Source organism: Streptomyces sp. NPDC005898 (genome assembly GCF_040629635.1).
Classification (GTDB): domain Bacteria; phylum Actinomycetota; class Actinomycetes; order Streptomycetales; family Streptomycetaceae; genus Streptomyces.
This window is the reverse complement of record NZ_JBEXWC010000009.1, coordinates 67,549-93,327: the sequence shown is the minus strand read 5'-3', so window position 1 is coordinate 93,327 and position 25,779 is coordinate 67,549. Positions and strand designations below refer to the sequence as shown.

The following is a 25,779-nucleotide window of genomic DNA, read 5'->3' as shown; positions in this document are numbered from 1 at the left end:
CGGCCGTCCGAGGCGCTCAGAGCAGAGGGTCCAACGCCGCGCGCAGATCGGCGGGTTCGCGGAACAGGACGGCGGGCATACCCAACGCCTCTGCCGCCGCCACGTTCTCCTGGCGGTCGTCCACGAAGAGGCAGCGGCCCGCGGCGACCCCGGCCCGTTCGACCGCGGCGCGGTAGATACGGGGGTCCGGCTTGGTCACGCCGAGGTCGGCACTGCTGATGACGTCGTCGAAGAGGCCGGCCGGACCGGTGAGGCCGAGCAGAGCCAGGTCGTCGGCCAGCCACGGCGTCGCGTTCGTCACCAGGAGCACCGGCAGCCCCGCCGCGCGGACCTTCCGGAGCATCCCCACCACCGCCTCGTCGGCGTGGAACCCGGTGGCGGCCAGCGTCGTCCCGAGCCGGTGCCCGCGCTCCCACGGCACCCGGTCGGCGAGACCTCGGGCGATCGAGTCGATCCACTGCTCCCTGGTGATCTCCCCGCGCATCAGCGGCAGGTCGGTCGCGGGCGCGAACGCGATCTCCGCGGTGCTGCCCCGCGGTAGCCCGAACGCGTCCTCCAGTCGCTCCACTTCCCCCATGTCGTAGAAGCGGATCACACCGTCGAGGTCGCTCAACACGGCGTCGAACGCCCGGCCACAGATCGTCACCGCACGAGTCCGTCAGTCAGCCGTCGCTCGTGTCCAACAAGCGCGGGGGCAGGCCTACGTCCAGAAGTCCCGGCACGGAGTCCGCCCGCGCCGCACCTCTTACCGCTCTTACCGCACTTACCGTGACTTCGCACCGAGCACCTCGCGCACAGTGTCCCGGACCCGCTGCTGGTCCCTGCGTACGACCGCGTACCGGGACTTGTTGCGGCGCAGATCCGCGCGCTGCACCTCTTCGCTGACGGCCCACCACACCCCGGCGGTGTTCAGCTCCCGCTTGCAGGTGACATCGGCGACGGCGGTCCCCAACTCACGGCTCGTCCGGCCCGTGTTGCCGTCGTCGCGGCCCCTGCGCCACTCCTTGTCACGAAAGGCGGCCATCGGAGTCTCGTACGTCCTGAAGCCCTTGCCCGCGACGCAGCGCGACCAGTCACGGAAGGCCCGGCGCACCCGCTCGTCCTCGGCGACAACCTTGTCGAGTTTCTCCTGGCGCCCGGCCACGTACGTCCACATGCGGTCCACGTCCGTCACGCCCCTGACGAGCCGCCGTGCGCCCTCGGCGGAACAGCCGCCCGCGGGGACCTCGCGGCCGTTGACCACGCGCTCGCTCGCCGTGCCGTGCAGTACGCCGTCCTCACGTTCCGTCGGCGCACGTCCCGTCGGCAGGATCCTCTTCAGCTCGGCCTCGGTGCGTTCCGGGTCGAAGCCATAGCCCGAGCGGCGCGCCTGGCGCAGGTCGAGCATCCCGTACGAGGGCATCGCGACCATCGTCATGGTGGCGGAGTAGGACTCGGCCATCAGGGGCCCCAGGCCGGGTTCGAGCGGAAAGTCGTCAAACCCGAACGAGCGCATGCACCGCCGCACCTCATACGACTGGGCCCGCGCGATACGCCCCCTGTCCCGCGCGCTGAACTCCTCCTTCTCCAGAGGAAGCTCGCGATGATCCCGCTCGGTCTTCACCCGGGGCACGCCGGGCTCCCGAGCGTACGCGGGCACGGAGCCACCGGAGCCCGTACCCAGGCCGGCACCGCTTCCGTACCCCACCAACACCAGCACCACTGCCGCCGCCGCTGTCGCCACCAGGGCGACCGCCCCGGGCCCCCACCGCACCGTCATCGCTCCCCTTCCCCGTGACCACCGCTAGGACCTGTCTGACAATTCTTGTCGAATCAGCGAGCGCCCGTTGAGTAGGCGGTCCGGAGGCACGCCGACCAGCTCGCACCTTTTGCCGGGCAGAACCTATGGGCGGCGGGCCAGCAGGTGTGCGTCGAGAAAGCCCCGTTCGGAGGCCGGGTCGTGGAGCAGCCGAGCGAAAGGAACGAGCCCGGCATCGGTCAGCAGTTCGGCGAGGTGGTCCGCCGGCCAGCTGTAGGCAGGTGCGACCTTGTGGTCGAACTGGACCGGCTCCGGTCCGTCGGTCCCGAAGAAGGAGACCAGGAGCACGCCACCCGGCGCCAGGACGCGGACCTGCTCGGCGAGCAGCTCTGGCAGTTCGTCCGGTGGGGTGTGGATCATCGAGTAGTGGGCCAGTACGCCGCCGAGCACGCCGTCCTCGATCGGCAAGGACTCCATCCGCGCCTCCTGGAAGCGCAGCGCCGGGTTGGCCCGTCGAGCCTGGTCGACCATGCCGTGGGACAGGTCGAGTCCGAAGGCGTCCAGGCCCAATTCGTGCAGCATGGCCGTCAGATGTCCGGGCCCGCATCCAACGTCCGCTGCCCGCAGGTTGCCCGTCGCGCGCACCAGTTCGGCGAAAGTGCTGATCATGGCCCGGGCGAACGGCTGCGTCTCCAGCCGGCCTGCGAACAGCGATGCGTACAGCTCAACGACTCCGTCGTAGGCCGCCCTGGTCTCGTCCTGATGATTCGCCACAGGGAGGACCTTATAGCCGGTCCGATAAGCAATCTTGTGGCAGCTCGAGGCGAGGTGACAGACGCGGCGTGGGAGCGGATAGAGCCCCTGCTGCCGCAGGCGGACGGACGTGGCCGTCCATGGCGTGATCACCGGCAGGTGGTCAATGGTGTGTTGTGGCGGCTGCGGACTGGGGCTCCTTGGCGCGACCTGCCCCAGCGGTACGGGCCGTGGCAGACCGTTTACGAGCGGTTCGCCCGCTGGGAGGCGCACAGCACCTGGGCAAGACTGTTGGAGCACGTCCAGGTCCGCGACGACGCGATGGACCGGGTGGAATGGACAGTCGCCGTCGATTCCACGATCAACCGGGCCCATCAGCACGCCGCCGGCGCACGCAAAAGCAGGCCGGGACAATCTGGAAGATCCGGGCCGCTCACAGGCACGCCAGGCCCTTGGTCGCTCCCGAGGCGGGCTGACCACCAAGGTCCACCTCGCCGTCGACGGCCGGGGCCTGCCATTGTCGATCGTGCTCACGCCCGGCAATGTCAACGACGCCACCGCGTTCACCCAGGTCCTTGACGAGATCTGCATCCCAGGCATCGTCACGGGCCGCCCGCGCACGACGCCGACGCGGGTGCTGGGCGACAAGGCCTATTCCAGCCGGGCGATCCGCCACCTGCTGCGGTGTCGGGGCATCACTGCCACGACTCCCGAACGCCGCGACCAGATCGCCAACCGCCGTCGACGCGGCAACCTCGGCGGCCGCCCACCCGTCTTCGATAAAGAGGTCTACCGCGACCGCAACGTGGTCGAGCGATGCTTCTCCCGCCTCAAGCAGTTCCGTGCGATCGCCACCAGGTTCGACAAGCTCGCCACTCGCTACCGCGCCGGAGTCATCCTGGTCTCGCTGATTCTCTGGCTTCGTGAATCGACCAGGTGATCATTTGTCAGACACGCCCTAGCTGCTGAGCCGCCCTCCGGCCGCCCGGAACCCCCAGCTACCGGAACCCCCTGCCGCCGCGACCCACCCGTCGTCAACGCACCCGACATCACCTGCCCGAGCCCCGGCTGCCCGAGCCGGACGGAACTCCTCGGAGCACGAACCCCCGAACGCCCTGCGCCGCCACACGACCGTACCGACCGGCTCATGGCGGGCCCCGACCGCAGAACCGGGCCCCCGCCCGTACCTACGGGTCATTGCCGCTCGGTCCCGCGAAGCAGCCCCACAGCGCCCGGAACCTCCCCGTAGCCGCATGCCGTCCCGCCCGCATCCTCACGACGTCAGCCCGCCGCCCCCGGCTCCCGCCACATGGGCCACATCCGCGGCCCCTCCGGCAGATCGAGCGGCGCCCCGGTGAAGGCGAACCCCAGCCGTTCGTACAGGTCGCGGCTCCGCGCGTTGCTCGCCTCCAGATAGGCGTGCAGGCCCTCCCGATCACACCGTTCGAGAACGGCGGTGATCAGCGCCGTGCCGAGCCCCTCCCCCTGTCGCCCCGGCCGCACGGCGATCATGTGCAGGTACTCATGCGCCCGCTCGGTGGGATGTGCCGCGTCCGTCATCCGCCCGATCAACTCGACCCGCTCGTTCTCCGGATCGACCGCCTGCCGCAACAACGCGGGCCCATCCATCTCGCCCGGCACGGCTCCCTCCGCGACGCCCTCCGACCCCGCCCCCTGTGAAGCGGTCGCCGGGACGGACCACCACAGTGCCGCCGCGTCACCGTCCTCGGTGACCTCTATGCACCCCTCTTGGAACGCGAGGTCGAAGAAGGCGCCCATCAACGCGCTGTGCCTGCGCCGCCGATGCTCCTCGCCGGGGAAGACCCATCTGCTCACCGGATCCCCCATGAACGCCTCGTCGAGCAACCGCACCACATCGGCCCGGTCCCCCTCCCCCGCTCTACGGATCGCCACGCCCACAGCCAGCCCCGCCCCTCACCACTCGTCCGCATCCGACGACGCGCCGCCTACCCCCGCACGCCTCAACTGCGCGTGTCGGCTCGCCGGTTGCAGCCTAGGTGATCGCCTCCTGGCCCACAGCAGTCCCTCCGCACCCCGCCCGCCCCTACGCGGCGCGCAGCGCCCTCGCCCCCCTCCCCCTCATCCAGAACGCCCCCTCAACCACCTCCCATTCGTCGCAACCCAGCCCAGCCCTCCCTCCCCCCTTCAGACCCCGTACCTCAGGCCCGTCCCATCCACCCCCGCCCCGCCCGCCCCAGGCGCCTCACTGCGTACGCCGCGTCACGAACTCGGCGAGTGCCAGCAACCCGCCCGCCGCCTCGGGGTCCGGCACCGCCCTCGCGAGCTGGCCTATCGCCCTCGACATCCGGTCGGCCGCGTGCACGGTGGCCCAGTCGCGTCCGCCCGCGCGCTCCACCGCGCGGGCCGCCCGCTCCAGTTCGTCCCCGCTCTCGCCGAGCGGGCCGCTGTAGAGCCCGGCAAGCTCCACCGCGGCCGGCGTACCGGAGGCGAGCGCGGCGACCACCGGCAGGGATTTCTTGCGGGCCACGAGATCGGCGCCGGCGGGCTTGCCCGTGTGGCCGGGGTCGCCCCAGATGCCGATGACGTCGTCGATGAGCTGGAAGGCGAGCCCGGCCTCCCTGCCGAAGCCGTCGAGCGCGTCGACCACCTCCGGCCCGGCGCCCGCGTACAGCGCCCCGAGCGCGCACGCGCACCCCAGCAGCGCCCCGGTCTTGGCCTCGGCCGTGGCAAGGCACTCCGCCAGCGTAACCTCGTCGGGCCCGCGCCGCTCCATCGCGCAATCCGCGTGCTGCCCGGCACACAGCTCCACGACACAACGGGCGAGGCGGGCGGCCGCCGCCGGGGCCCCCGGGTGGGGGTCCTCGGCGAGCAGCCGGTGTGCCAGGGCCTGCAGGGCGTCCCCGACGAGGATCGCGTCGGCGTCGCCGAAGACGGTCCACGCGGTGGGCCGGTGCCTGCGCGTCGTGTCGCGGTCCATCACGTCGTCGTGCAGGAGCGTGAAGTTGTGGGTCAACTCCACGGCCGCCGCGGCCCGGACGGCCCCGGCGGGGTCCCCGCCGAGCGCCCGCACCGCGGCGAGCACGAGCGCCGGCCGGATGGCCTTGCCCGCGTTTCCCTCGGCCGGCGTGCCGTCCGCGTGCTCCCAGCCGAAGTGGTAGCGCGCGACGCGGCGCAGGGACCGGGGCAGCGAATCGACCGCCCCGCGCAGCTCCGGATCGACGTACGCGCGCGCTGCCGCGAGGATCTCCGCGGCCTCCTGCCCGTCACCGGACCCTGGTGGCCCCGCCGCCCGCACCGGGCCTGCCGTGTCCGTTGTCATGTCCGTCATGGACTCACCCCGGAAAGGAAGGGGACGGTGGCGGTTCCTCGGCCCGTGGGCGCGTACGCAGGGGGTGTACCCGGCGCGGTGGCCACGGACACGGTCGGGGGGTCAACTCCAGCGGCTGATCTCTACGTTCTCCAGGACACCGAGCGCGTCGGGCACGAGCACGGCGGCGGAGTAGTAGGTCGAGACCAGGTACGAGATGATCGCCTGCTCGCTGATGCCCATGAACCGCACGGACAGGCTCGGCTCGATCTCGTCGGGGATGCCGCTCTGCCGCAGGCCGACGACGCCCTGCTCCTCCTCGCCCGTACGCATACAGATGATGGACGTCGTGCGGGCCTCGGTCACCGGGATCTTGTTGCACGGGAAGATCGGCACCCCGCGCCAGGTGGGGATCCTGTTGCCGGCCATGTCGATGGTCTCGGGGACCAGGCCCCGCTTGTTCAGCTCGCGGCCGAACGCGGAGATGGCGCGCGGGTGGGCGAGGAAGAGCTTGGATCCGCGCCTGCGGCTGAGCAGTTCGTCCAGATCGTCCGGGCCGGGCACACCGTCGTGCGGCTGGATCCGCTGGTCGTACTCGCAGTTGTTCAGGAGTCCGAACTCGCGGTTGTTGATCAGCTCGTGTTCCTGGCGCTCCTTGAGCGCCTCGACGGTGAGCCGCAACTGCTGCTCGGTCTGGTTCATGGGCTGGTTGTAGAGGTCGGCCACGCGCGTGTGGATGCGCAGCACCGTCTGGGCGACGCTCAACTCGTACTCACGCGGTGACGTCTCGTAGTCCACGAAGGTGCCCGGCAGCACCGCCTCGCCGACGTGCCCGGCCGAGAGGTCGATGGCCGCCTCGCCGTGCCTGTTGGTCCGCTGGGCGGGGATGGACCGCAGCCGCTGAAGGTGGTCGCGCAGTGATTCGCTGCGCTCGGCGACCTGCTCGAGATCCTGCCTCGGCAGTGTGAGCACGGTGCACGGCGTCACCGCGCGCGCCGTGTACTCCCAGATGGCCTCCGAGTCGAGGAGGGCCGACTCCCCGAAGTACGAGCCGTCGGCCAGGGTCCCCAGCACGGCGTCGTTCCCGTACGGGCCCGAGCCGACCTTCTCCACCCGCCCGTGCGCGAGCAGGAAGACCTCGTCCGCCTGGCTCCCGAAGGAGGTCAGCATCTCGCCCGCGGCGAACTCCCGCTGCCGGCAGCGCCGCGCCAGCTCGCCCAGCACCTCCTGGTCGTCGAAGTCCCGGAGCACCGGCAGCTCGCGCAGCTCCGCCGGAATGACCTCCACCTGGTCGCCCGTCTTCACAAAGGTCACGCGGCCGTCACCGACCGAGTAGCTCAGCCTTCGGTTCACCCGGTACGTGCCGCCCTGCACCTGCACCCACGGCAGCATCCGCAGCAACCAGCGCGAGCTGATCTCCTGCATCTGCGGCACCGACTTGGTGGTGGTGGCCAGATTCCGCGCGGCCGATGTGCCGAGACTCTTCTGCGGCTGCTCCGACTGCTCGCGGATCTCTTCGCCTACCGACATTGGTGTGCCCTCCCGAGTACCTGCGGTGATATGCGCACACCAGCCTTCCAGCACCGAACGTGTCGGCGCCATTACACAAACGAGCGGGAATGGATCACGGCCGAACGGGGCAGGGGGCACGTTTCCACTCGTTCGGCGTACCCGCCTCGCCCGCACGGCGCCGGGGAACTGCAAGATCCCGGCCGCCGTTGAACACTTTGCGGGGCGTCCACCGCCCGCACCCTTCACCTCGACCCGCAGGAGACAGCAATGGCAGGCTTCCTGGACCGCGCCAAAGAGCAGGCGCAGCGCGGCCTCACCCAAGGCAAGCAGAAGCTCGACGAGGTGCAGGAGAAGCGTGCGGGGGACGCTCTCCTGAAGAAGCTCGGCGCGGCGTACTACGCGGAGCGCCGGGGGACCGGTTCCCCCCAGGCCACCCAGCAGGCGCTGGAGGCCGTGGAATCCCACATCGCGACCCACGGGGACGCCTTCTTGCACGGCACCTGACCGGATCGGCTCGCACGCCGCCCGAACAGCCCCCCGGAGGGATTCCGAACAGCTGGTCCGATCTCGGGTCCTCCGGTACAAGCAGGGCATACGAGGCGGCCCGCGGCAGGCGGCCGTCGCGCCCCGCAAAGGAGGCGGCCATGGCCTCACCCATGTCCGCGGGACGCTTCTTGGAGGCCCTGCGAGACGAAGGCGTGACCGTCGTCGAGGTCGGCGACTGGGAACACCACAACCGCGATCACAAGGGCCCCTGGGGCCCTGTGCACGGCGTGATGATCCACCACACCGTCACGTCGGGCAGTGAGCGCACAGTGGAGATCTGCCGCGACGGGCACCCGTCGCTGCCCGGGCCGCTCTGTCACGGCGTGATCACCAAGGACGGCTCCGTGCACCTCGTCGGCTACGGCCGCGCCAACCACGCCGGGCTCGGCGACGACGAGGTGCTGCGCGCGGTCATCGCCGAGAAACGGCTCCCTGTGGACAACGAGGCCAACACCGACGGCAACCGCCACTTCTACGGCTTCGAGTGCGAGAACCTCGGCGACGGCGAGGACCCCTGGCCCGAGGCCCAGCTGGACGCCGTCGAGAGGGTCTCGGCCGCCATCTGCCGGGTTCACGGCTGGACGGAGCGCTCGGTGATCGGCCACCTGGAGTGGCAGCCCGGCAAGGTGGATCCGCGCGGTTTCACCATGGACGAGATGCGTCGGCGCGTCGAGGAACGCCTCAAGTAGCCATCGGGGAGCCCGCGCGCCGTGCACCTGTCGCCTGACCACCCCCTGCCGGGCGGCGTGCCGCGGGGGACAATGGTGGGGTGCACCCCACCCCGCCCGCCGGTCCGAGTCCCCGGCTCCCGTCGCCGCTGCAGCGCGTACGGGACGAGCGTTTCGACCGGCACGGCGTGCGTCTGCTGCTCAAGCGCGACGACCTGATCCACCCGGAGCTGCCGGGCAACAAGTACCGCAAGCTCGTCCTGAACCTCCGTGCCGCCGCTGACGCGGGCCACGACACCCTGCTCACCTTCGGCGGGGCCTACTCCAACCATCTGCGCGCCACCGCGGCCGCGGGCCGCCTCCTCGGCTTCGCCACGATCGGTGTCGTACGCGGTGACGAACTCGCCGGACGTCCTCTCAACCCGTCCCTGGCCCGGTGCCGTGCCGACGGCATGCGGCTGCGTTTCGTCGACAGGGCGACGTACCGCGCCAAGCGTGAGCCCGAAACACTCGCCGCGATCCTGCGCGAGGCGGGCGCGCGGTCCCCGTACGTGATTCCGGAGGGCGGCAGCAACGCCCTGGCCGTACAGGGCTGTACGGCGCTCGGAGAGGAACTGCGCGAGCACACCGATGTGGCGGCCGTGGCCTGCGGTACCGGCGGCACCCTTGCGGGCCTGGCCGCCGGCCTGGGCCCGGACCGGCGGGCGCTCGGCATACCGGTCCTCAAGGGCGGCTTCCTGGACGCCGACATAAAGGCGCTGCAACAGGAGACGTTCGGTGCCCCGACCTGCAACTGGCGCCTGGACGAGCGCTTCCACTGCGGCGGCTACGCCCGGACGCCTCCCGAGCTGCTCGCTTTCGCCGAGGACTTCGAACGCCGCCACGGCCGGGAAACGGGCCTCTCCGTAGAGCGCCTCTACGTCGCCAAGCTCCTCTACGCGCTGACCGCCCTCTCCGAAGAGGGCGCCTTCCCGCCCGGCACGCGGGTCACCGCGGTCATCACCGGCGCCGGCGACACCCCGGCTCAGTCCTCGACCTCCCGGTAGGCCGCCGCCTCCTCCAGGTCCAGTTTGCGCAGCAGCGTCCGCATCATCTCGTCGTCGATGCGCCGCTCGTCCCGCATCCTCACGAACACCTCGCGCTCCGCGGCGATCGCCTCGCGCGCCAGCCGCCGGTAGGTGTCGTCGGCCGACTCGCCCGTCACGGGATTGGGTTGGCCGAGCCGCTCCCACACGGAGTTGCGGCGGCGCTCCAGAACGGTGCGCAGACGGTCCTGGAGCGGCTGCGGGAGGCAGTTGCGCTCGTCCCGCATGAGGTCCTCGACGCGGGCCTCCGCGGCCTGCGAGGCGGCGTTCTGCGCCTGCGCCTCGGCGAGCGTCTGCGCCTGCGCGTCACGGCCCGGCAGCTTCAGGACACGGATCAGCCACGGCAGTGAGAGCCCCTGCACGACGAGCGTGCCGATGACGGTGGTGAAGGTCAGAAACAAGACAAGGTTGCGCGCGGGGAAGGGCTCCCCGTTCTCCATGACGAGAGGGATCGAGAAGGCGATGGCCAGGGAGACCACACCGCGCATCCCCGCCCAGCTGACGATCAGCGGCCTGCGCCAGTCCATGTCGTCCTCGCGCTCCCGGATCCGTGCCGACAGGGCCCGTGGCAGGTAGGTGGCCGGGTAGGACCACACGAACCGCGCCGCGACGACGAGGAGGAACACCCCTGCCGCGTACCAGGCCGCCTGTCCGACGCCGTACTCTCCGAGCCCCTTGAGCACGATCGGCAGTTGCAGGCCGATGAGCGCGAAGACCGACGACTCCAGGATGAACGCGACGACCTTCCACACCGCGGCCTCCTGCAACCGCGTCTCGAAGTCGACCTGCCAGGACCGGTGCCCCAAGTAGAGGGCCACGACCACCACGGCGAGCACTCCGGAGGCGTGCACCTGTTCCGCGGCGGCGTACGCGACGAAGGGGATGAGCAGGGAGAGGGTGTTCTGCAGCATCGCCTCCTTGAGGTGGGTGCGCAGCCAGTGGATCGGCACCATCAAGAGCAGGCCCACGCCGATCCCGCCGACCGCGGCGACCAGGAACTCCCGCACCCCGCCCGACCAGCTCGCGCCCTCCCCGACCGCCGCCGCGAGGGCCACCTTGTAGGCGGTGATCGCGGTCGCGTCGTTCACCAGGGACTCGCCCTGGAGGATGGTGGTGATCCGTGCGGGCAGCCCCACCCTGCGGGCGACGGCGGTCGCGGCGACCGCGTCGGGCGGCGCGATCACGGCGCCGAGCACCAGGGCCGCCGTCAGCGGCAGATCGGGGATCAGCAGGTAGGCGAGCCAGCCGACGGCGAGCGTCGCGAACAGGACGTAGCCGACCGAGAGCAGCGCCACGGGCCTGATGTTGGCCCGCAGGTCCAGGTAGGAGCTCTCCAGTGCCGCCGTGTGCAGCAAGGGGGGCAGGAGCAGCGGCAGCACGATGTGCGGGTCGAGGTGGTAGTCGGGCACTCCGGGGACGTACGAGGCGATGAGCCCGACGCCGACCAGGAGCAGCGGCGCCGGCAGGGGGGTCCTGCGTGCGGCCCCCGCCACCGCGGCGCTCGCCGCGATCAATGCCACCAGGGGCAGTACGTCCATCGGCAGACCCCTCCGCCTTCCGCGTTCTCGTCGTAACCTGGCAATCATGAACGAGTGCCAGCACGTCGCGGCGCTGCCCCACCCCGAGGTGGCCCCGCTGAGCGAGACCTGCCTCGAGTGCCTGGCGGCCGGCAGTCACCCCGTCCAGCTGCGGCTGTGTCTGGAGTGCGGCCATGTGGGCTGCTGCGACTCCTCGCCGTTCCGGCACGCGACCGCGCACTTCGAGGAGACCTCACACGCAGTGATGAGGACCTTCGAGCCGGGAGAGAGCTGGCGCTGGTGCTTCGTGGACGGTTCGATCGTCTGACGCCTGGGTACGTCAACCCGACGCCTCTTCTTTCCAATTGGGCCTGCGAGACCCCTAGCCACTGTGCGTACCCATATGCTTACTATGAGTGACAGCAACGGGGCGGGGTCCCCGGGACACGGAGCTGGGGAGCGCGGTAGCGTCACCGCATAACTACGTGGTGCGTTACCCGTGTGACGCAGTCCGGACCGCCGCTGGGCGGCGGTACTGGAACCCCGAAAGTGCTTGTACCACCTTGGAGGTGAGGGTGTCCCAGATCGCAGGCGAGCCCGGGAATCAGGACTTCGTGGAGGTCCGCCTTCCGGCTGCGGGTGCCTACCTGTCGGTGCTGCGGACGGCGACGGCCGGCCTCGCGGCGCGTTTGGACTTCACTCTCGACGAGATCGAGGACCTCCGCATCGCGGTCGACGAGGCCTGCGCGATCCTGCTCCAGCAGGCCGTGCCGGGCTCCGTGCTCAGCTGTGTCTTCCGGCTCGTCGACGACTCGTTGGAGGTGACGGTCTCGGCGCCCACGACCGACGGCCGGGCCCCGGAGCGGGACACCTTCGCCTGGACTGTGCTGTCGGCCCTCGCGGGCCAGGTGGACTCCACCGTCGCCGAGGACAACACCGTCTCGATCAGCCTCTACAAGAAGCGCGGCGCGGGACCCGGGCCGGCGTGAGGAACGGGGACGGTCCGGTGCGTGACGAAGAGCGCGGCACACAGAGTCTGCCCGCCGACGGCAGGGAGGGGGTACGCCCTATGGCCACCGGGATCCCCGAACAGCAGGCCAAACCTCACCCGGAGGACCCGGGAAGCCCCGGGCCCGTGACGGTGGCCGATGTGTCGGAGCAGGCAGAGCCGACCGCCAAGGAGGAGCCGAAGCAGCTCTCCGGCCGGGGCGGCGGGCGACGGGCGGGAAACATGAGCGAGCAGCACAGCCGGCACGATCCACAGGACCGAAGCGGCGCACGCGCGATGTTCATCGAGCTGCGCGGCCTGCCGACCGGCAGCGTGGAGTACGCGGAACTGCGCAATCAGCTGGTCCGCATGCACCTGCCGCTCGTCGAGCACCTGGCCCGCCGCTTCCGCAACCGCGGCGAGCCCCTCGACGACCTCACCCAGGTCGCCACGATCGGCCTGATCAAGTCGGTGGACCGCTTCGACCCGGAGCGCGGCGTGGAGTTCTCCACGTACGCGACGCCGACGGTCGTCGGTGAGATCAAGCGCCACTTCCGCGACAAGGGGTGGGCGGTCCGGGTCCCCAGACGCCTCCAGGAGCTGCGGCTGTCGCTGACGTCGGCCACGGCCGAGCTGTCCCAGCTGCACGGCCGCTCACCCACGGTGCACGAGCTCGCCGAGAAACTGGCCATCTCCGAGGAGGAGGTCCTGGAGGGCCTGGAGTCGGCCAATGCCTACTCCACCCTGTCGCTGGACGTCCCGGACACCGACGACGAGTCCCCGGCCGTGGCGGACACCCTGGGCGCCGAGGATGAGGCCCTGGAAGGTGTCGAGTACCGCGAATCCCTCAAGCCACTCCTGGAAGACCTTCCCCCGCGCGAGAAGCGCATCCTGCTCCTGCGTTTCTTCGGCAACATGACCCAGTCGCAGATCGCGCAGGAGGTCGGCATCTCGCAGATGCACGTCTCGCGTCTGCTCGCGCGCACGCTCGCGCAGCTGCGCGAGAGGCTTCTGGTGGAGGAGTAGCGGTTATTTCTCGCCCGGTACGCCGCCGGGGCCCCGGATGCCCAGGGCCTCGGTCGTCGCGGGGTGGACCAGGAGCACCAGCGAGGCGACCGCCAGGACGGCGAGGGCGATCCCGGCCGGGATCGCCGCGCTGTCGGCCTGGAGCAGCTGCCAGGCCACCGGCAGGGCCATGATCTGGGTGATGATCGCGGGGCCGCGGCTCCACCGGCGCAGCCTCAGCAGACCGCGGGCCGCCAGCAGCGGCAGCAGTGCGAGGACGATCAGAGTGACACCACCGGTCTCGGCCTGCCGCGGATTGTCGGGCGACCCGGCGAGACCCATCACGAGCATGTAGACGCCCCCGGCGAGCAGGGCGAGGCCCTCCAGCGCGGTCAGGGCGGCAGCGGCGGTCAGCCGCGCGGGACGCGGGCCCGACTCGGCCGGTTCCGGGGCTTGAGGGGTGGATTTCCGCTGAGTGCTCACCCCAGCAGGGTAGCTCCGCGTAGCCGCGCACCGGCACCTCGGTCTGGGTCGGGTAAAGGCCGCTGGGTAGGCTTCTGGGCATGCGTGCACTCCTCGTGGTCAACCCGGCGGCAACCACCACCAGTGCGCGTACGCGTGACGTGCTGGTCCACGCGCTGGCGAGCGAGATGAAGCTGGAGGCGGTCACCACGGAGTACCGCGGGCACGCCCGGGACCTGGGCCGGCAGGCCGCGGAGAGCAAGGACATCGAGCTGGTCGTCGCCCTGGGTGGCGACGGCACGGTCAACGAAGTCGTCAACGGCCTGCTGCACCACGGTCCCGACCCGGACCACCTTCCGCGTCTCGCGGTCGTCCCCGGCGGCTCCACCAACGTCTTCGCACGCGCCCTGGGGCTGCCGAACGACGCCGTGGAGGCCACCGGCGCCCTGCTGGACGCCCTGCGCGAGGGCAGCGAGCGCACGGTGGGGCTCGGCATCGCCGGCGGCACGCCGGGCACCGAGGACGAGGCCATTCCCTCGCGCTGGTTCACGTTCTGTGCCGGGCTCGGCTTCGACGGGGGCGTGGTCGGCAGAGTCGAACAGCAGCGCGAGCTGGGCAGACGGTCGACGCACGCCCTCTATGTGCGCCAGGTGCTCCGCCAGTTCCTGGACGAGCCCCACCGGCGGCGCGGGATGATCACGGTGGAGCGCCCCGGCGAGGACCCGGTGACGGACCTGGTGATGTCGATAGTCTGCAACACCTCGCCCTACTCCTACCTGGGCAATCGTCCCCTGTACGCCTCTCCGCGGGCCTCCTTCGACACGGGCCTGGACGTGCTCGGTCTCAAGAAGCTCTCCACGGCCGCGGTGGCCCGTTACGGGACGCAGCTCCTGACCTCCACGCCGGAGCGGGGACCGCACGGTAAGCACGCGGTCACGCTGCACGACCTCACCGACTTCACCTTGCATTCGAAGGTCCCGCTCCCCCTCCAGATGGACGGCGACCACCTGGGACTGCGCACGAGCGTGACGTTCACAGGTGTTCGCCGTGCACTGCGTGTGATTGTGTGAGTGGAAGGGCCCAAAGTCCTTTCACTCGAACGTTTAGGCCAGGGTCCACCCCATAGAAGTACGGCTGTGACCCAGTCGACACTGAGGAATCAAAAAAAACTTTCCTGAAGGGGTTGTATCCGCCGCCGAGGTTTGCGAATCTCTACATGGCGATCGGGACGGCCCGCAACATCGGCCCCACAGAAAGCCAGAACCCCTCCTCCATCACAGGTCCACACCAGGCGACTGGGCGTCGGCCCTTCCCGTGTCGAGGGATTCGTGAAAGCGTTCACATTCACAAGCAACAGCATGTAATACCAAGGAGAGGTAGCAGCCATGGACTGGCGTCACAACGCCGTTTGCCGCGAGGAAGACCCCGAGCTCTTCTTCCCCATCGGCAACACCGGTCCTGCGCTGCTGCAGATCGAGGAAGCCAAGGCCGTCTGCCGCCGCTGCCCCGTCATGGAGCAGTGCCTGCAGTGGGCGCTTGAGTCCGGCCAGGACTCCGGCGTCTGGGGTGGCCTCAGCGAGGACGAGCGCCGTGCAATGAAGCGCCGCGCCGCTCGCAACCGTGCACGCCAGGCCAGCGCCTGACGCCCACGCCCCCTACGAGCCTCAGCTTGGCGGCGCGTACAGCGAGTACGCATCTCCCGCCCCCGAGCCGCAGCCGCGCAGTACCCCCGATGCGCATCGCAACGTGAGCAGTGAGCCCCGGACCGAAGTGGTCCGGGGCTCACTGCTGTGTCCAGCACTTCCCGCCCACCGAGTGCCCGCCGAGTGCCGGGCGCCTGCCTGTCGGCTACTGACGGCTACTGGCGGTTACTTGTCCGCGCGGACCGGGACGTCGAGGAGGACCTTGGTGCCGCGCTCCGGGGCGCGGACCATGTCGAAGGTGCCGCCGAGCTCCCCCTCCACCAGGGTGCGCACGATCTGGAGACCGAGGTTGCCGGAGCGGTGCGGGTCGAAGCCCTCGGGGAGGCCCACCCCGTCGTCCTGCACCGTGATCAGCAGCCGCGTGTCCTTGGTCGTACCGCCGCGCACCGCCGAAACCTCGACCGTGCCGGTCTCCCCTTCCCGGAAGCCGTGCTCCAGGGCGTTCTGCAGGATCTCCGTGAGGACCATCGAGAGGGGGGTCGCCACCTCCGCGTCGAGGATGCCGAAGCGTCCGGTGCGCCGGCCCGTGACCTTCCCGGGCGAGATCTCGGCGACCATCGCGAGGACCCGGTCGGCGATCTCGTCGAACTCGACGCGCTCGTCCAGGTTCTGCGAGAGCGTCTCGTGGACGATGGCGATGGAGCCCACCCGGCGCACCGCCTCCTCCAGTGCCTCCCGGCCCGTGGCCGAGTCGATGCGCCGGGCCTGGAGGCGCAGCAGCGCGGCGACCGTCTGGAGGTTGTTCTTCACCCGGTGGTGGATCTCGCGGATGGTCGCGTCCTTGGTGATCAATTCCCGTTCGCGGCGGCGCAGTTCGGTGACGTCGCGCAGGAGTACGAGAGAGCCGATGCGGGGCCCCTTGGGCTTGAGCGGGATCGCGCGCAGCTGGATCACCCCGTCACCGCCCTCGATCTCGAACTCGCGAGGCGCCCAGCCGCTGGCGAGTTTGGCCAGTGCCTCGTCCACCGGGCCGCGGGACGGGGCGAGTTCGGCCGTGGCCCGGCCCAGGTGGTGACCGACCAGGTCGGAGGCGAGCCCCAGACGGTGGTACGCGGAGAGCGCGTTCGGTGACGCGTACTGGACGATGCCGTCGGCGTCGAGCCTGAGCAGTCCGTCCCCCACACGGGGGGAGGCGTCCATGTCGACCTGTTGTCCCTCGAAGGGGAACGATCCCGCGGCGATCATCTGCGCGAGGTCGGACGCCGACTGGAGGTAGGTCAGCTCCAGGCGCGAAGGGGTACGGACAGTGAGCAGGTTGGTGTTGCGGGCGATCACCCCGAGGACGCGCCCTTCCCTGCGTACGGGGATGGACTCGACGCGCACCGGGACCTCCTCGCGCCACTCCGGGTCGCCCTCGCGCACGATGCGGCCCTCGTCCAGGGCGGCGTCGAGCAGGGGGCGGCGGCCGCGCGGGACGAGGTGGCCGACCATGTCGTCCTGGTAGGAGGTGGGGCCGGTGTTGGGCCGCATCTGCGCCACGGAGACATAGCGGGTGCCGTCGCGCGTGGGGACCCACAGGACGAGGTCGGCGAAGGAGAGGTCGGAGAGCAGCTGCCACTCCGAGACCAGCAGATGCAGCCACTCGAGGTCGGAGTCGCCGAGGGCGGTGTGCTGGCGTACGAGGTCGTTCATGGAGGGCACGTGTGCGAGCGTACCTGCCGTGTGCGGCGGGTCCTGTCGGGGAGATTCCCGACGAGCCGCGGCGCCAGGGCGGGACCCTCAACCCGCCCACGGCACCGCAGCCCTTCAGGTGCACCGGCCGCCAGAATGTGCGGTACTGGCGGGCCGATCGTGAGGATCCGGCGCGGTCAGGGCAGAGAGCGCCGGCTCCTCGGTCCGCTCTCCTGTGCGGGAAGAGCGGAGGCTTTACCCACGCATTGTGGACTAGACCATTCTCCCCTGTCTACGCGTGCGCGGGATCTTTGCATGGCGGCCGCGTCCGTCAGGGGCTCCTCCTCAGCCGTCAGACTCCATTGTGCGCCCGCGGAGCCTGTGGCCACGCCCGCATGGCCAGATCGGCGACCGCTTCCAGCTGTTCCCTGGTGGCACCGTCCCTCGCCTGCTGGGACATGCCCTGGAAAACCGCCCCCGTGTAGCGGGCGAGCGCCGCCGGATCGACGCTCGCCGGCAGTTCCCCCGCCGTGACCGCCGCGCGGATGCGGGACTCGATGCCCGCGATGGTGGCGTTGCGCCGCTCGCGGAGGCCCTCCTCCACCTCGGGCGTAGTGCAGTTGGTGGCCGCGGTGATCACCAGGCAGCCCCGGGGGTGGTCCGGGTCGGTGAACTCGGCGGCGGCCTCGCGCAGCAGCCGCGCCACGGCGCCGCGGGCGGTCGGCTCCTCGGCGAAGGCGCGCCCGCTGAAGGCACCGTGCGTGACCCCGTACCGCACGACGACCTCGTCGAAGAGCGTCCGCTTGTCCCCGAACGCGGCGTAGAGGCTGGGCGCCCCGATGCCCATGACCCGCGTGAGGTCGGAGACGGAGGTGCCCTCGTACCCGTGCTCCCAGAAGGTGCGGAGCGCCTGCTCCAGCGCCGTCTCACGGTCGAAGGAGCGGGGGCGTCCGCGCTGTTTCGTCGCCATGGGGTGAATTGTATAGCGGGCACTAGAAAAACGGTCCGGGGTCGGGTACGGTTTTTTTCTGTAGCGACCACTAGAGAAAGAGGGGGCGTCCGCCATGGGTGCATCCACGGGCAGGCTCGCGGGGAAGACAGCGCTGGTCACGGGCGGTAGCCGGGGTATCGGGCGGGGCATCGCCGAGCGGCTGGGGCGGGACGGGGCGCGGGTCGCCGTGCACTACGGCACCAATGAGACGGCCGCGAAGGAGACGGTGACCGCGATCGAGGCGGCGGGCGGCTCGGCCTTCGCCATCGGCGCGGAGCTGGGCGTGCCCGGTGACGCCGAGGCGCTCTGGGCGGAGTTCGACCGGCACGCGGAGGGACTGGACATCCTGGTGAACAACGCGGGCATCGGGCTGTACGCCCGCGTGGGAGAGGTGCGGGAGGCCGATTACGACCGCGTGTTCGCCGTCAACGCCAAGGCGCCGTTCTTCATCGTGCAGCGGGGACTCGACCGCCTGCGCGACCGCGGACGGATCATCACCATCTCCTCCGGGGTCACCCGGATCGCCTTCCCGATCACGGTGGCGTACTCGATGACGAAGGGCGCGGTGAACGTCATGACCCACACCCTGGCCCAGGAGCTGGGCCCACGCGGCATCACGGTCAACGCGGTGGCGCCGGGGATCATCGAGACGGAAATGATGGACGGCGCGCCCGAGGAGACGCGGGCGGAGATGGCCGGCTATTCGACGTTCGACCGCATAGGCCGGCCCGCCGACGTGGCGGACATCGTCGCCTTCGTCGCGTCGGACGACGCGCGGTGGATCACGGGCCAGTACATCGACGCGACAGGAGGATCGGCGCTGGGGCTGTGAGGGCGGCGGGCCCGGACGCCGGCCGCGACGCGAGCCCGGCAGGGGGGTCTGCGTTCGAGGGGCGCGCGGGTGGCCGAGGGGTGAGCATGGACGGCGGGAAACAAGTGTTCCCGTGACGCGGCTCTGCTAGATTGGTCTATACCACCAGTCCTGGTGAGTCCCCGTCCCCTCTCCAGATCGGCAGGCCCAGCGTGGAAGTTGTCATCGTCCCGGACGCCAAGGCAGGCGGCGAGCTCATCGCGGAGGCCATGGCCGCCCTGGTGCGCCGTAAGCCTGACGCCCTGCTCGGTGTCGCCACCGGCTCCACCCCGCTGCCCATCTACGAGGCGCTGGCCGCCAAGGTCGCCGCCGGTGAGGTGGACGCCTCGCGGGCGCGAATCTGCCAGCTCGACGAGTACGTGGGGCTGCCCGCCGGGCACCCGGAGTCCTACCGTTCGGTCGTGCTGCGCGAGGTCGTCCGGCCGCTCGGGCTGAGCGAGGCCTCGTTCATGGGGCCCGACGGCAGTGCCGAGGACGTGCAGGCGGCGTGCGAGGCGTACGACAGGGCGCTCGGTGAGGCCGGCGGCGTGGACCTCCAGCTGCTGGGGATCGGGACCGACGGGCACATCGGGTTCAACGAGCCCTGCTCGTCGCTCGCCTCGCGTACGCGCATCAAGACGCTGACCGAGCAGACCCGGGTGGACAACGCGCGCTTCTTCGACGGGGACATCGAGCAGGTTCCGCACCACGTCATCACCCAGGGCATCGGGACGATCCTGGAGGCGCGGCACCTCGTGCTGCTGGCCACGGGCGAGGGCAAGGCGGACGCGGTGGCCGCGACGGTGGAGGGGCCGATCGCGTCGATCGTCCCCGCGTCGGCGCTCCAGCTGCACCCCCACGCCACGGTCGTCGTGGACGAGGCGGCGGCGTCCAAGCTGAAGCTCGCGGACTACTTCCGGCACACCTACGCCAACAAGCCGGAGTGGCAGGGCCTGTAGGAGCCTCCACGCCGGGGACCGGCCCGGGGGCGGAACCGGCGCACAGGCGTTCCGATCCCCCGCACGCATGTCGAAGGGGCGTCCCCAGTCGGGGGCGCCCCTTCGGCGTGCGGTCACTGCGGTCAGCGGGCTCAGGGAGACCAGCGAGGTCAGACGCCGGTGATGACCTCGGCTGCCGCCTCGCCGCAGACCCTCGCCGCGCCGCGCGTGGCGATGTGCAGGGCGCCGGTCGGGGCGGACTGGGGGACGCCCATCTCGACCACCACCGTGTCGGGGCGGGCGGCGGTGAGCGTATCCAGGGCCGCGGACATCCAGCCGTGGCGGTGCGCGTCGCGGACCACCGCGACGATGCGCCGCTCCCCCGCGGCCGCGAGGGCCTCGGCGCCCGCGGTGGCGCCGGTGAAGCTGCCCGAGGCCGTGCCGGGAAGCCGGCGTTCGAGTTGGGCGGTGACGCCCCACGGCGTCTCGTCGCCGACCGCGATGTTCGGCAGCGGTGTGAAGGTGGCGACGTAGGGCGGCTCGGTGACCGGGGCCGCGTAGGTCCCGCCGCGGGTGACCGTCAGCGCGCGGCGGGCCGCGACGAGGCCGATTCCGGTGTCGGGCGCGCCCCCCGAACGCTCGGCCGCGCCCGACACCGAAGCCCAGCCCGCCAGCGCCCGCACGCGGTCGGCGGCGTCGGCGAGTCGTTCCTCGGACAGTTCGCCCGAGCGCACCGCGGCCACGAAGGCGTCCCGCAGCCGCAGCACGGTCCCCTCGTCGGAGGGCCCGCCGCCCACGCAGATCGCGTCGGCGCCCGCGGCGACGGCGAGGACGCAGCCGCGCTCGAAGCCGTACCGGCCCGCGATGGCCTGCATGTCCATGCCGTCGGTGACGATGAGGCCGTCGTAGCCGAACTCGCCGCGCAGCAGGTCGGTGAGGATGCGGCGGGAGACCGTGCCGGGGTTGTCCGGGTCCAGGGCGGGAGCGAGGATGTGGGCGCTCATCACGGCCCGGGTGCCCGCGGCGATGGCGGCGCGGAACGGCGCGAGGTCGCGGGAGTTCAGCACGTCCCGGTCGACGTCGATGACCGGCACGGAGTGGTGCGAGTCGATCGCCGTGTCGCCGTGTCCCGGGAAGTGCTTGGCGGAGGTCGCGACGCCGGACGACTGCATGCCCTCGATGTACGCGGCGGTGTGCCGGGCCACGAGGAGCGGGTCCGCGCCGAAGGAACGTACGCCGATGACGGGGTTGTCCGGGTTGGCGTTGACGTCCGCCGACGGCGCCCAGTTGAAGTTGATGCCGCAGGCGGCGAGGCGGCGGCCGAGGTCGGCGGCGACCTCGCGGGTCAGCGCCGTGTCGTCGACGGCGCCGAGCGCGTGGTTGCCCGGGTAGGAGGAGCCGGTGCGCACCTCCAGGCGGGTGACGTCGCCGCTCTCCTCGTCGATCGCGACCAGGAGGTCCTCGCGTCCGGCCCGCAGCTGGGCGGTGAGGGCGGCCACCTGCTCGGCGCTCTCGACGTTGCGCCCGAACAGGCCGACGGAGGCGAGGCCCTCGTCGATCCTGCGGCGCAGCCAGTCCGGGGCGGTGGTGCCGTCGAAGCCGGGCTGCAGGACAGCCAGGGCGTTGCGGGTGAGGGTGTCACCGGCGTGGGCGAGAGTCGTCATGGCGAGTTATCCCTTCACTGCGCCGTCGGTCAGGCCGCTGACGGCCCTGCGCTGCAGGAAGACGAAGAGGATCAGGATGGGCAGGGCGAAGAGCGAGGCCGCGGCCATCGTGGCGCCCCAGTCGTCGCCGAAGGCGGTCTGGAAGCTGGAGAGCCACACCGGCAGGGTCTTGGCGTCGGCTTCCTTGTTGAGCACGAGGACCAGCGGGAACTCGTTCCAGGCGGTGATGAAGCCGAAGAGCGAGGTCGACATCAGGCCCGGGGCGAGCAGCGGCAGGATCACCCGGCGGAAGGCCTGCATGCGCGTGCAGCCGTCGACCATCGCGGACTCCTCCAGCTCCTTGGGCACGGCGGCGACGAAGCCGCGCAGTGTCAGGAGGGTGAAGGGCAGGATCATCACCATGTAGAAGAGGGTGAGCGGGATCAGGCTGTTCAGCATGTCGGCGTCGCGCACGATCATGTAGATCGCGATGACCATGACCTCCCAGGGCGCCATCTGGGCGAGCATGAAGCCGATGATGAAGCCGCGCCGACCCTTGAAGCGCATCCGGGCGAGGGCGAAGGCCGCGGTCACGCCGATGACGAGCGAGAAGACGACCGCGAGGACCGTGACGGTGATGGAGTTGCCGACCATGGTCCAGAAGTGGTCGGCGTCCATGGCCGTCCTGAAGTGTTCGAACGTGGCGTCGGTCGGGAACCAGACCGGGTCCTCGCTGATGATGTCGCCGGTCGGCTTGAACGCCGTGGCGAACATCCAGTAGACGGGGAAGACGAAGACGAGGAAGAGAAGGACGGCGGTCAGGTTGGGCCAGATCCGGCCCAGCGGCGAGCGCTTCACAGCTCGTCCTCCTCTTGCTTGAGCACGATCCGCAGGTAGTACGAGGTGATGGCCAGCAGGATGAGGATGGTGAGCAGCGCGATGGCCGCGCCCATGCCGAAGTGCTGGTTGCCCATGCCCTCGATGTAGGCGTAGACGGGCAGGATCTCGGTGAGCCGGTCCGGGCCGCCCTCGTTGAGGGTGAAGACCTGCACGAACGCCTTGAAGACCCAGATGATCTCCAGGAACGTCGTGGCGTAGAGGAAGGGCCGCAGATACGGCAGCGTCACCTGGGTGAACTGCTTCCAGGCGCCGGCGCCGTCCAGCGCGGCCGCCTCGTACAGCTCCTTGGGGATGGTCGTCGTGGCGGCGTAGAGGTTGATCGCCACGAAGGGGATCGACTGCCAGACGATCAGGAGCAGGACCACGAAGAAGGTGGAGTACTGCGTGGCGAGCCAGTCGTGGTCCGCCATCGACTCGAAGCCGATCTTGGCGAGGATCCAGTTGACGACGCCGAAGCGCTGCGCGAACAGCCACTGGTAGACGGTGGTCGAGGCGACGACGGGCATGGCCCAGGCGAGGACGAGGCCGACCATGAGCAGGGTGCGCATCTTGCGGCCGAGCCGTGCGAGCAGCAGGCCGACCAGCGTCCCGAGGATCATGATCAGTACGACGTTGGCGGCGGTGAAGACGACCGAGCGCCCGGTGACCCGCCAGAAGTCCTCGCCGGTGAGGACCTCCTTGTAGTTGTCGAATCCGTTCCACTCCGTGAGGTGCAGAATGAACTGCCTCATGTTGAGGTTCTGGAACGACAGGATCCCGTTGTTGACCAGCGGCCAGCCGAGCAGCAGCACGGTGGCGACGATCGCGGGGGCAAGGAGCAGATAGGGCGTCAGGCCGGCGAGACGCCCCGGGTCCTTGCGCGGGCCGCGTGGTCGTGGTCCGCCGTCGGGTGTCTGCACCTCCGTCGGGCCGGAGGGCGGCCGTTCGGTCTTCTGCACGGTCATGCTCGCCATCTCTTTCGTGGGCATCGCGGTACGCAGAGGTGTGCCGGGGCGGCGGGGGCAGGTCACCCGCCGCCCCGGCAAGAGGCGCGTCCTTACTGCTTCTGCGACAGGCGCTTGTTCAGCTCGCCCTCGACCTGCTTGGCGGCGTCGGCCGGCGACTTACCGTTGAGCACCGCGGTCATGTAGTTCTTGATCGGGTTCGGCGGGTTCTCGACCGCGCCCCACTCCGGGATCAGCGGGGTGGTGCCACCGCCGACGGCGGCGGGAGCGGCGGCCTCGGCGGCCGGGTTGCCCTTGAGGTTGGACTCCAGCGCCTTCTTGTTCGGGATCTGGCCGCCTTCCTTGGCGAACTGGCCCTCGAACTTGTCGGACAGCGCGATCTTCAGGAACTCCTTGGCCAGCTCCTGCTTCTTGCTGGTCGCCGCGACGGCGAGGTTGGAGCCGCCGAGGAAGACGCCCTCGGGCTTGTCGGCCGTGGGGCCGGGGATCGTGAAGTAACCGATGTCCTGCTCGATCTTCGGGTTGGCCTTGATGGCCGTGGGCGCTTCCCAGCTCATGCCGATGAAGGCGCCGGTCTTGCCCTTGGCGAAGACCTCGGCCTGCTGCGGGGTGGCCTCGTCCTTGTTCTTGGGGGCCTTGGAGAGCTTCTGGAACTCCTGGTACGTCTGCATGGCCTTGGCGACCTTCGGGTCGTCCAGGTTGGAGACGTACTTGTCGCCGTCCTTCTTGACCAGCTGGGCGCCCTCACCGATGGTCAGGCCGACGAAGTGGTACCAGTTCTGGCCGGGCAGGTAGATCGGCTCGGCGTCCGTCTTGGCGCCGATCTGCTTGAGGTCCTTGAGGAACTCGTCGCGCGTCTTCGGGGTCTTCTTGATGCCGGCGTCGGCCCAGATCTTCTTGTTGTAGATCACGACGCGGTTGAGGACGAACCACGGGGCGGCGTACTGCTTGCCGTCCACGACCGAGGACTTGTTCATCGACTCGGTCCAGTCCGCGCCGATCGACTCCTTGAGGTCGCCCAGCTCGGCGAGGCCGCCGGTCTTGGCGTACGCGGGGGTCTGGGTGTTGCCGATCTCGAAGACGTCGGGAGGGTTCTCTTCGGAGAGGGCGGTGGTCAGCTTCTGCTGGATGCCGTTCCAGGTCTGGATCTCGACCTTCAGCTTGGCGCCGGTCTTCTTCTCGAAGGCGGCCTTGACGTCCTTCTGCCACGTGTCCGGCGTCGAGCCGTCCATGGTCCAGAGCGTCAGCGTCTCGCCCTTGAAGCCGTCGGCACCCCCGGCCTTCTTGTCCCCGTCGTCGCCGCCACACGCCGCGACCGAGACCAACATGCCCGCGACACCAATGGCCGCTATGAGCTTGCGCTTCACGTTCACCCTCCTCAAGGGATGCCAGTCAACCCCCCACCCGCAGCGACCGAATGGACCGAGATCTGCCCGTGGGACTGGAACCTGGTCTTTAATGGTGTAGACCAGTACCGGGAGCTTGGCCTAGACCTATAGGGGTGTCAAGGGTGTATAAGAAGGGCAGTCGCGTCCGTTATCGGACCGACACCTGAGCGGGCAAGGCCCTCCCCCGAGCTCTCGACTTCGCTCGACCAGGGGGCGCCCCCGTGGCCCGGTCCGTGCCACGATGTGAGCCGCGACAGACGGAGGAGCCGGTGACGGCAGCAGCACAGGAGCCGGGAAGGCAGGCCATGGGCACCGAAGCGGGCAGCACAGGGACCGAAGTGAGCGCGCCCTCGGAGGCCCCGGCCGTCGGCCGCACCGCGCGCGTGCCCAAGTACTACCGGCTGAAGCGGCACTTGCTCGACATGACGGAGACGCTGCCGCCCGGCACCCCCGTCCCCCCCGAGCGCACGCTCGCCGCCGAGTTCGACACCTCGCGCACGACCGTCCGCCAGGCCCTCCAGGAACTGGTCGTCGAGGGCCGCCTCGAGCGCATCCAGGGCAAGGGCACGTTCGTCGCCAAGCCGAAGGTGTCCCAGGCCCTGCAACTGACCTCCTACACGGAGGACATGCGCGCCCAGGGCCTGGAGCCGACCTCCCAGCTCCTGGACCTGGGCTACATCACCGCCGACGACACCCTCGCCGGGCTGCTCGACATCGGCGCGGGCAGCCGCGTGCTGCGCATCGAGCGGCTGCGCCTGGCCAACGGCGAGGCGATGGCCATCGAGACCACACACCTGTCCGCCAAGCGCTTCCCCGCGCTGCGCCGCTCCCTGGTGAAGTACACCTCGCTCTACACCGCGCTCGCCGAGGTCTACGACGTCCATCTCGCCGAGGCCGAGGAGACCATCGAGACGTCCCTGGCCACCCCGCGCGAGGCGGGCCTGCTCGGCACCGACGTCGGCCTGCCGATGCTGCTGCTGTCCCGGCACTCGCTGGACGCGGCGGGCCGGCCGGTGGAGTGGGTGCGCTCGGTCTACCGCGGCGACCGCTACAAGTTCGTGGCCCGCCTCAAGCGCCCCACGGACTGACCCGGGCCCGCTTCCGGGCCGCCCCCGGACCCCCTGGGCCGACCCGCACCCCCATCGGCCGACCCGCGCGCAGGCGGTCTGGCGCGGGCCACCTCCCTGCTCTACGGTCCTCCCGTCATCGCATGAAGCACGTCATCGCATGAAGCACGTCTTCGCATGA

26 protein-coding genes are annotated in these 25,779 nt (G+C 70.4%); 12 read left to right on the top strand and 14 right to left on the bottom strand.

Annotated elements, in window-relative coordinates; translation table 11 throughout:
* Positions 1-16: 16 nt before the first annotated feature.
* The 3 genes from ABZ385_RS15080 to ABZ385_RS15070 all read right to left on the bottom strand — a co-directional run bounded on the left by ABZ385_RS15080 (position 17) and on the right by ABZ385_RS15070 (position 2,512).
* A complete protein-coding gene (locus ABZ385_RS15080) occupies positions 17-646 on the bottom strand; it encodes an HAD family phosphatase (protein WP_358911622.1) in 630 nt (209 codons plus the stop codon).
* Positions 647-763: 117 nt separating this feature from the next.
* Positions 764-1,759 carry a hypothetical protein gene (locus tag ABZ385_RS15075; RefSeq protein ID WP_358911620.1) on the bottom strand — a complete coding sequence of 332 codons (996 nt, stop codon included), beginning with the start codon at positions 1,757-1,759 and terminating at the stop codon, positions 764-766.
* 123 nt (positions 1,760-1,882) lie between these two features.
* On the bottom strand, positions 1,883-2,512 hold the full coding sequence (locus tag ABZ385_RS15070) for a class I SAM-dependent methyltransferase (RefSeq protein WP_358911618.1): 630 nt from the start codon (positions 2,510-2,512) through the stop codon (positions 1,883-1,885).
* A 36-nt stretch (positions 2,513-2,548) separates the two neighbouring features.
* On the opposite strand from ABZ385_RS15070, the gene ABZ385_RS15065 reads away from it, so the two are divergent.
* Positions 2,549-3,431, top strand: a protein-coding gene (locus tag ABZ385_RS15065; RefSeq protein ID WP_358697546.1) for an IS5 family transposase whose coding sequence is annotated in 2 segments (ribosomal slippage) — positions 2,549-2,892 and positions 2,891-3,431 — 885 coding nt in all. Because the reading frame shifts where the segments join, the coding sequence is not laid out codon by codon here.
* A gap of 341 nt (positions 3,432-3,772) precedes the next feature.
* Here ABZ385_RS15065 and ABZ385_RS15060 read toward each other — a convergent pair.
* The 3 genes from ABZ385_RS15060 to ABZ385_RS15050 all read right to left on the bottom strand — a co-directional run bounded on the left by ABZ385_RS15060 (position 3,773) and on the right by ABZ385_RS15050 (position 7,310).
* A complete protein-coding gene (locus tag ABZ385_RS15060; protein WP_358911616.1) occupies positions 3,773-4,411 on the bottom strand; it encodes a GNAT family N-acetyltransferase in 639 nt (212 codons plus the stop codon).
* Positions 4,412-4,715: 304 nt separating this feature from the next.
* Entirely contained in the window at positions 4,716-5,792 is a 1,077-nt protein-coding gene (locus tag ABZ385_RS15055; RefSeq protein ID WP_358911738.1) for a family 2 encapsulin nanocompartment cargo protein polyprenyl transferase, read from the bottom strand.
* A 111-nt stretch (positions 5,793-5,903) separates the two neighbouring features.
* On the bottom strand, positions 5,904-7,310 hold the full coding sequence (locus ABZ385_RS15050; RefSeq protein ID WP_358911614.1) for a family 2B encapsulin nanocompartment shell protein: 1,407 nt from the start codon (positions 7,308-7,310) through the stop codon (positions 5,904-5,906).
* Between the two features lie 249 nt (positions 7,311-7,559).
* Between ABZ385_RS15050 and ABZ385_RS15045 the strand changes: the two genes are divergently transcribed.
* The 3 genes from ABZ385_RS15045 (at position 7,560) to ABZ385_RS15035 (ending at position 9,552) form a co-directional block, all read left to right on the top strand.
* Positions 7,560-7,796 carry a hypothetical protein gene (locus tag ABZ385_RS15045; protein WP_358582550.1) on the top strand — a complete coding sequence of 79 codons (237 nt, stop codon included), beginning with the start codon at positions 7,560-7,562 and terminating at the stop codon, positions 7,794-7,796.
* Positions 7,797-7,936: 140 nt separating this feature from the next.
* Entirely contained in the window at positions 7,937-8,527 is a 591-nt protein-coding gene (locus tag ABZ385_RS15040; protein ID WP_358696980.1) for an N-acetylmuramoyl-L-alanine amidase, read from the top strand.
* An 80-nt stretch (positions 8,528-8,607) separates the two neighbouring features.
* Complete coding sequence (locus ABZ385_RS15035) at positions 8,608-9,552, top strand: pyridoxal-phosphate dependent enzyme (RefSeq protein ID WP_358911613.1); 945 nt, start codon at positions 8,608-8,610, stop codon at positions 9,550-9,552.
* Here ABZ385_RS15035 and ABZ385_RS15030 read toward each other — a convergent pair.
* Positions 9,531-11,129 carry a Na+/H+ antiporter gene (locus tag ABZ385_RS15030; protein WP_358582559.1) on the bottom strand — a complete coding sequence of 533 codons (1,599 nt, stop codon included), beginning with the start codon at positions 11,127-11,129 and terminating at the stop codon, positions 9,531-9,533. The two genes, ABZ385_RS15035 and ABZ385_RS15030, sit on opposite strands and share 22 nt — an antisense overlap.
* Before the next feature lie 46 nt (positions 11,130-11,175).
* Between ABZ385_RS15030 and ABZ385_RS15025 the strand changes: the two genes are divergently transcribed.
* From ABZ385_RS15025 to ABZ385_RS15015, 3 genes are all read left to right on the top strand, one after another.
* Positions 11,176-11,436, top strand: coding sequence for a UBP-type zinc finger domain-containing protein (locus tag ABZ385_RS15025; protein ID WP_358582562.1), 261 nt, complete (start codon positions 11,176-11,178; stop codon positions 11,434-11,436).
* Between the two features lie 247 nt (positions 11,437-11,683).
* Positions 11,684-12,097: an anti-sigma regulatory factor gene (locus ABZ385_RS15020; protein ID WP_030780840.1), complete on the top strand. Its 414-nt coding sequence runs from the start codon at positions 11,684-11,686 to the stop codon at positions 12,095-12,097.
* Positions 12,094-13,122, top strand: a complete 1,029-nt coding sequence (locus tag ABZ385_RS15015) for an RNA polymerase sigma factor SigF (RefSeq protein WP_358582565.1) — start codon at positions 12,094-12,096, stop codon at positions 13,120-13,122. The genes ABZ385_RS15020 and ABZ385_RS15015 overlap by 4 nt, the downstream gene beginning before the upstream one ends.
* A gap of 3 nt (positions 13,123-13,125) precedes the next feature.
* On the opposite strand, the gene ABZ385_RS15010 is transcribed toward ABZ385_RS15015, so the two are convergent.
* On the bottom strand, positions 13,126-13,584 hold the full coding sequence (locus tag ABZ385_RS15010; RefSeq protein ID WP_358911611.1) for a hypothetical protein: 459 nt from the start codon (positions 13,582-13,584) through the stop codon (positions 13,126-13,128).
* An 80-nt stretch (positions 13,585-13,664) separates the two neighbouring features.
* On the opposite strand from ABZ385_RS15010, the gene ABZ385_RS15005 reads away from it, so the two are divergent.
* Positions 13,665-14,633 (top strand): diacylglycerol kinase family protein, encoded by a 969-nt coding sequence (locus tag ABZ385_RS15005; protein ID WP_358696983.1) that lies wholly within the window; start codon positions 13,665-13,667, stop codon positions 14,631-14,633.
* A gap of 315 nt (positions 14,634-14,948) precedes the next feature.
* Entirely contained in the window at positions 14,949-15,206 is a 258-nt protein-coding gene (locus ABZ385_RS15000) for a WhiB family transcriptional regulator (RefSeq protein ID WP_016639615.1), read from the top strand.
* Between the two features lie 225 nt (positions 15,207-15,431).
* Here ABZ385_RS15000 and ABZ385_RS14995 read toward each other — a convergent pair whose 3' ends face one another.
* Positions 15,432-16,898, bottom strand: a complete 1,467-nt coding sequence (locus ABZ385_RS14995; protein ID WP_358696987.1) for a PAS domain-containing sensor histidine kinase — start codon at positions 16,896-16,898, stop codon at positions 15,432-15,434.
* A gap of 331 nt (positions 16,899-17,229) precedes the next feature.
* The gene (locus tag ABZ385_RS14990; protein ID WP_358911609.1) at positions 17,230-17,847 is read right to left on the bottom strand and encodes a TetR/AcrR family transcriptional regulator; all 618 of its coding nucleotides are present in this window, start codon (positions 17,845-17,847) and stop codon (positions 17,230-17,232) included.
* Between the two features lie 94 nt (positions 17,848-17,941).
* Here ABZ385_RS14990 and ABZ385_RS14985 point away from each other — a divergent pair, with 94 nt between their 5' ends.
* Complete coding sequence (locus tag ABZ385_RS14985; RefSeq protein WP_358911607.1) at positions 17,942-18,700, top strand: SDR family oxidoreductase; 759 nt, start codon at positions 17,942-17,944, stop codon at positions 18,698-18,700.
* A gap of 191 nt (positions 18,701-18,891) precedes the next feature.
* Positions 18,892-19,677, top strand: coding sequence for a glucosamine-6-phosphate deaminase (gene nagB / locus ABZ385_RS14980; protein ID WP_358582580.1), 786 nt, complete (start codon positions 18,892-18,894; stop codon positions 19,675-19,677).
* Positions 19,678-19,826: 149 nt separating this feature from the next.
* On the opposite strand, the gene ABZ385_RS14975 is transcribed toward nagB, so the two are convergent.
* The 4 genes from ABZ385_RS14975 to ABZ385_RS14960 form a co-directional block, all read right to left on the bottom strand.
* Positions 19,827-21,320: a glycoside hydrolase family 3 protein gene (locus ABZ385_RS14975; RefSeq protein ID WP_358911605.1), complete on the bottom strand. Its 1,494-nt coding sequence runs from the start codon at positions 21,318-21,320 to the stop codon at positions 19,827-19,829.
* 6 nt (positions 21,321-21,326) lie between these two features.
* Complete coding sequence (locus tag ABZ385_RS14970) at positions 21,327-22,157, bottom strand: carbohydrate ABC transporter permease (protein WP_358582586.1); 831 nt, start codon at positions 22,155-22,157, stop codon at positions 21,327-21,329.
* Positions 22,154-23,143 (bottom strand): sugar ABC transporter permease, encoded by a 990-nt coding sequence (locus ABZ385_RS14965; RefSeq protein ID WP_358582589.1) that lies wholly within the window; start codon positions 23,141-23,143, stop codon positions 22,154-22,156. Before ABZ385_RS14965 ends, ABZ385_RS14970 begins: the two co-directional genes overlap by 4 nt.
* 92 nt (positions 23,144-23,235) lie before the next feature.
* Positions 23,236-24,510: an extracellular solute-binding protein gene (locus ABZ385_RS14960; RefSeq protein WP_358911603.1), complete on the bottom strand. Its 1,275-nt coding sequence runs from the start codon at positions 24,508-24,510 to the stop codon at positions 23,236-23,238.
* A gap of 326 nt (positions 24,511-24,836) precedes the next feature.
* Between ABZ385_RS14960 and ABZ385_RS14955 the strand changes: the two genes are divergently transcribed.
* Complete coding sequence (locus ABZ385_RS14955; RefSeq protein ID WP_358582630.1) at positions 24,837-25,619, top strand: GntR family transcriptional regulator; 783 nt, start codon at positions 24,837-24,839, stop codon at positions 25,617-25,619.
* Positions 25,620-25,779 lie beyond the last annotated feature (160 nt).

Coding starts and splice junctions, on each gene's coding strand:
- ABZ385_RS15075 (WP_358911620.1), bottom strand. CDS start 1,759: ATGACGGTGCGGTGGGGGCCCGGGGCGGTCGCCCTGGTGGCGACAGCG.
- ABZ385_RS15055 (WP_358911738.1), bottom strand. CDS start 5,792: ATGACAACGGACACGGCAGGCCCGGTGCGGGCGGCGGGGCCACCAGGG.
- ABZ385_RS15050 (WP_358911614.1), bottom strand. CDS start 7,310: ATGTCGGTAGGCGAAGAGATCCGCGAGCAGTCGGAGCAGCCGCAGAAG.
- ABZ385_RS15045 (WP_358582550.1), top strand. CDS start 7,560: ATGGCAGGCTTCCTGGACCGCGCCAAAGAGCAGGCGCAGCGCGGCCTC.
- ABZ385_RS15040 (WP_358696980.1), top strand. CDS start 7,937: ATGGCCTCACCCATGTCCGCGGGACGCTTCTTGGAGGCCCTGCGAGAC.
- ABZ385_RS15030 (WP_358582559.1), bottom strand. CDS start 11,129: ATGGACGTACTGCCCCTGGTGGCATTGATCGCGGCGAGCGCCGCGGTG.
- ABZ385_RS15025 (WP_358582562.1), top strand. CDS start 11,176: ATGAACGAGTGCCAGCACGTCGCGGCGCTGCCCCACCCCGAGGTGGCC.
- ABZ385_RS15005 (WP_358696983.1), top strand. CDS start 13,665: ATGCGTGCACTCCTCGTGGTCAACCCGGCGGCAACCACCACCAGTGCG.
- ABZ385_RS15000 (WP_016639615.1), top strand. CDS start 14,949: ATGGACTGGCGTCACAACGCCGTTTGCCGCGAGGAAGACCCCGAGCTC.
- ABZ385_RS14995 (WP_358696987.1), bottom strand. CDS start 16,898: ATGAACGACCTCGTACGCCAGCACACCGCCCTCGGCGACTCCGACCTC.
- ABZ385_RS14990 (WP_358911609.1), bottom strand. CDS start 17,847: ATGGCGACGAAACAGCGCGGACGCCCCCGCTCCTTCGACCGTGAGACG.
- ABZ385_RS14985 (WP_358911607.1), top strand. CDS start 17,942: ATGGGTGCATCCACGGGCAGGCTCGCGGGGAAGACAGCGCTGGTCACG.
- ABZ385_RS14975 (WP_358911605.1), bottom strand. CDS start 21,320: ATGACGACTCTCGCCCACGCCGGTGACACCCTCACCCGCAACGCCCTG.
- ABZ385_RS14965 (WP_358582589.1), bottom strand. CDS start 23,143: ATGACCGTGCAGAAGACCGAACGGCCGCCCTCCGGCCCGACGGAGGTG.
- ABZ385_RS14955 (WP_358582630.1), top strand. CDS start 24,837: ATGGGCACCGAAGCGGGCAGCACAGGGACCGAAGTGAGCGCGCCCTCG.